At 52.2% G+C, this 2,500-nt stretch carries 9 tRNA genes and 1 rRNA gene (2 of these 10 only partly in view); all 10 read left to right on the forward strand.

Features of this window, described 5'->3' with window-relative positions:
- Positions 1-56, forward strand: a tRNA-Val gene (locus M0696_RS00500); it begins 20 nt to the left of the window's first position.
- Between the two features lie 4 nt (positions 57-60).
- A tRNA-Thr gene (locus M0696_RS00505) sits at positions 61-136 on the forward strand.
- Positions 137-173: 37 nt separating this feature from the next.
- Positions 174-249 (forward strand) — tRNA-Lys (locus M0696_RS00510).
- Between the two features lie 6 nt (positions 250-255).
- A tRNA-Leu gene (locus tag M0696_RS00515) sits at positions 256-338 on the forward strand.
- Between the two features lie 40 nt (positions 339-378).
- Positions 379-453 (forward strand) — tRNA-Gly (locus tag M0696_RS00520).
- 14 nt (positions 454-467) lie between these two features.
- Positions 468-553, forward strand: a tRNA-Leu gene (locus M0696_RS00525).
- Positions 554-562: 9 nt separating this feature from the next.
- Positions 563-639 (forward strand) — tRNA-Arg (locus M0696_RS00530).
- 26 nt (positions 640-665) lie between these two features.
- A tRNA-Pro gene (locus M0696_RS00535) sits at positions 666-742 on the forward strand.
- 8 nt (positions 743-750) lie between these two features.
- Positions 751-826 (forward strand) — tRNA-Ala (locus tag M0696_RS00540).
- A 172-nt stretch (positions 827-998) separates the two neighbouring features.
- Positions 999-2,500, forward strand: a 16S ribosomal RNA gene (locus M0696_RS00545) (it continues 48 nt past the right edge of the window).

The following is a 2,500-nucleotide window of genomic DNA, read 5'->3' on the forward strand; positions in this document are numbered from 1 at the left end:
AGAGCATCTGCCTTACAAGCAGAGGGTCGGCGGTTCGAGCCCGTCATCCTCCACCATTTTGCCGGTGTAGCTCAATTGGTAGAGCAACTGACTTGTAATCAGTAGGTTGGGGGTTCAAGTCCTCTTGCCGGCACCACTTTTATATGGTATAATACTCAAGTCTCTTGTAAAAAGAGCCATTAGCTCAGTTGGTAGAGCATCTGACTTTTAATCAGAGGGTCGAAGGTTCGAGTCCTTCATGGCTCACCATTTTACGCGGGTGTGGCGGAATTGGCAGACGCGCTAGACTTAGGATCTAGTGTCTTTATGACGTGGGGGTTCAAGTCCCTTCACCCGCATTATATAGGATAACAGTTATAAAAACTGGACATCCTGTCTGCGGAAGTAGTTCAGTGGTAGAACACCACCTTGCCAAGGTGGGGGTCGCGGGTTCGAATCCCGTCTTCCGCTCCAACTATACCATCCACGCCGGGGTGGTGGAATTGGCAGACACACAGGACTTAAAATCCTGCGGTAGGTGACTACCGTGCCGGTTCAAGTCCGGCCCTCGGCATTAATTTTTGCGCCCGTAGCTCAATTGGATAGAGCGTTTGACTACGGATCAAAAGGTTAGGGGTTCGACTCCTCTCGGGCGCGCCATTATTTAATAGAAATAGATAGGGAATCGGGAAGTAGCTCAGCTTGGTAGAGCACATGGTTTGGGACCATGGGGTCGCAGGTTCGAATCCTGTCTTCCCGACCATTTTTTACGGGGCCTTAGCTCAGCTGGGAGAGCGCCTGCTTTGCACGCAGGAGGTCAGCGGTTCGATCCCGCTAGGCTCCACCAAAAGTTTTTATAAAAAGTTGTTGACTTTAAAGAAGCAGCGTTGTATACTAATAAAGTTGCTTTAACAAAGCGAACAAACGAAATGATCTTTGAAAACTAAACAAGACAAAACGTACCTGTTAATTCATTTTTATAAAATCGCACAGCGATGTGCGTAGTCAGTCAAACTACTTTATCGGAGAGTTTGATCCTGGCTCAGGACGAACGCTGGCGGCGTGCCTAATACATGCAAGTCGAGCGGACAGATGGGAGCTTGCTCCCTGATGTTAGCGGCGGACGGGTGAGTAACACGTGGGTAACCTGCCTGTAAGACTGGGATAACTCCGGGAAACCGGGGCTAATACCGGATGCTTGTTTGAACCGCATGGTTCAAACATAAAAGGTGGCTTCGGCTACCACTTACAGATGGACCCGCGGCGCATTAGCTAGTTGGTGAGGTAATGGCTCACCAAGGCAACGATGCGTAGCCGACCTGAGAGGGTGATCGGCCACACTGGGACTGAGACACGGCCCAGACTCCTACGGGAGGCAGCAGTAGGGAATCTTCCGCAATGGACGAAAGTCTGACGGAGCAACGCCGCGTGAGTGATGAAGGTTTTCGGATCGTAAAGCTCTGTTGTTAGGGAAGAACAAGTACCGTTCGAATAGGGCGGTACCTTGACGGTACCTAACCAGAAAGCCACGGCTAACTACGTGCCAGCAGCCGCGGTAATACGTAGGTGGCAAGCGTTGTCCGGAATTATTGGGCGTAAAGGGCTCGCAGGCGGTTTCTTAAGTCTGATGTGAAAGCCCCCGGCTCAACCGGGGAGGGTCATTGGAAACTGGGGAACTTGAGTGCAGAAGAGGAGAGTGGAATTCCACGTGTAGCGGTGAAATGCGTAGAGATGTGGAGGAACACCAGTGGCGAAGGCGACTCTCTGGTCTGTAACTGACGCTGAGGAGCGAAAGCGTGGGGAGCGAACAGGATTAGATACCCTGGTAGTCCACGCCGTAAACGATGAGTGCTAAGTGTTAGGGGGTTTCCGCCCCTTAGTGCTGCAGCTAACGCATTAAGCACTCCGCCTGGGGAGTACGGTCGCAAGACTGAAACTCAAAGGAATTGACGGGGGCCCGCACAAGCGGTGGAGCATGTGGTTTAATTCGAAGCAACGCGAAGAACCTTACCAGGTCTTGACATCCTCTGACAATCCTAGAGATAGGACGTCCCCTTCGGGGGCAGAGTGACAGGTGGTGCATGGTTGTCGTCAGCTCGTGTCGTGAGATGTTGGGTTAAGTCCCGCAACGAGCGCAACCCTTGATCTTAGTTGCCAGCATTCAGTTGGGCACTCTAAGGTGACTGCCGGTGACAAACCGGAGGAAGGTGGGGATGACGTCAAATCATCATGCCCCTTATGACCTGGGCTACACACGTGCTACAATGGACAGAACAAAGGGCAGCGAAACCGCGAGGTTAAGCCAATCCCACAAATCTGTTCTCAGTTCGGATCGCAGTCTGCAACTCGACTGCGTGAAGCTGGAATCGCTAGTAATCGCGGATCAGCATGCCGCGGTGAATACGTTCCCGGGCCTTGTACACACCGCCCGTCACACCACGAGAGTTTGTAACACCCGAAGTCGGTGAGGTAACCTTTTAGGAGCCAGCCGCCGAAGGTGGGACAGATGATTGGGGTGAAG

Origin of the sequence: Bacillus rugosus (assembly GCF_023238245.1) — a bacterium.
GTDB lineage: Bacteria > Bacillota > Bacilli > Bacillales > Bacillaceae > Bacillus > Bacillus rugosus.